The following is a 1,504-nucleotide window of genomic DNA, read 5'->3' on the forward strand; positions in this document are numbered from 1 at the left end:
CGGTGCGGTGGCGGCGATCGGTCAGATCAGCGACATCATCGCCAGCATCAACGACTACCAGCTGACCATCGCCTCGGCGGTGGAGGAGCAGACGGCGACCACGAACGAGATGTCCCGCGGTGTGGCCGAGGCCGCGACCGGCTCGGGCGAGATCGCCACGAACATCACCGGGGTCGCCTCCGCCGCGCAGACCTCGACCGAGGTCGTGGGGCAGATGGGCTCGGCGATCTCCGAGCTCGCCCAGATGAGCGCCGACCTGCGCACCCGGGTCTCCGCCTTCACCTACTGACAGGCATCACGGACCGGCCAGCACCCCTGGCACTAGTACGACCAGGCAGCAGCAGGGCCCGGCCCCCGAACGAGGGGCCGGGCCCTGCTCGGTCTCGACGATCTCGATACGTATCCGTATCCCATGCGTCCCTGTATCGGACCATGTGTCGCTTTTCACCCGTGGCAGGGCTCACATCGCGTTGGCCCTCGTCGATGGTGAGTGCACGTGGCCGGGTCATCGGCGGCGCCAGTGATGAAGGAGCTCCCCATGAGCACGACCACCAGTGCCGCCCCGGCCGGCGCCCCCGCTGCGTCCGTGTCCCGCGGCTCGTGGTTCGCGAACCTCTCGATCCGCACGAAGATCCTGAGCGTCATCGGCATCCTCGCGGCCTCGGCCGCAGTGACCGGAGTGGTCGCCATCGTCTCCCTCCAGGATCTCGACGCGAACACCGAGGAGCTCTCCTCCATCAACACCGAGGTCGGCCGGCCGGTCCAGATGGTTCACCAGAACCAGCTCAAGGCCCGCATGATCATCGCCCAGGTCGCCGCGGCCGACACCGACGCGCAGAAGCAGGCGTGGATGGACTCCCAGGCCGAGAACGACGCCGAGATCGCCGCAGACATCTCCCTCGTCGAGGCGCAGGCCGAACACGTCTCGGACAACTGGGCGACCTTCACCGCGGGCTGGACCGAGTGGCTCAGCATCCGCGACAGCCAGCTGGTTCCCGCTGCCCTCGCCGGTGACGCGGCGGCCTTCCAGCAGGTACTCACCACCGAGGCCGAGCCAGCCAAGGACGCCTACCTCACCGGCCTCGACGCCATCGCCGAGGAGATCATGGCGGAGAGCGACGTCATCACCGAGGAGGCTCACGCCGAGACGCGTGCCGCCACCTCCCTGGTGATCGGCCTCCTCGTGGCCTCCTTCATCGGCGTCGTCCTCCTCGGGTTCTTCCTGGCCCGGTCCATCCGCAACGGGATCAGCAAGGTCAAGGACTCCCTCGACGCCCTGGCCGAGGGTGACCTGACGGTCGTGCCCGCGGTGAGCAGCCGTGACGAGATCGGTCAGATGGCAGACAGCCTGCGCACGGCCCAGGCGTCGTTGCGGGGGATCTTGTCGGGGGTGGCTGAGGCGTCGCAGACGATCGCGGCTGCTTCGGAGGAGCTGTCGGCCTCGGGGTCGCAGGTGTCGGCTGGGTCGGCGGAGACGTCGGCTCAGGCTGGTGTGGTGGCGGCT

Annotated in this window: 1 protein-coding gene and 1 pseudogene; both read left to right on the forward strand. The window is 68.8% G+C overall.

Features of this window, described 5'->3' with window-relative positions; genetic code table 11:
• A pseudogene (locus L0B03_RS17770) lies at window positions 1-289 on the forward strand (methyl-accepting chemotaxis protein); the annotation flags it as partial.
• A gap of 249 nt (window positions 290-538) precedes the next feature.
• The coding region (locus L0B03_RS17775; RefSeq protein WP_250448333.1) for a methyl-accepting chemotaxis protein at window positions 539-1,504 on the forward strand (966 nt) is incomplete at its 3' end.

The sequence above is a fragment of the Actinotalea sp. C106 genome, from assembly GCF_023630195.1.
Classification (GTDB): domain Bacteria; phylum Actinomycetota; class Actinomycetes; order Actinomycetales; family Cellulomonadaceae; genus Actinotalea.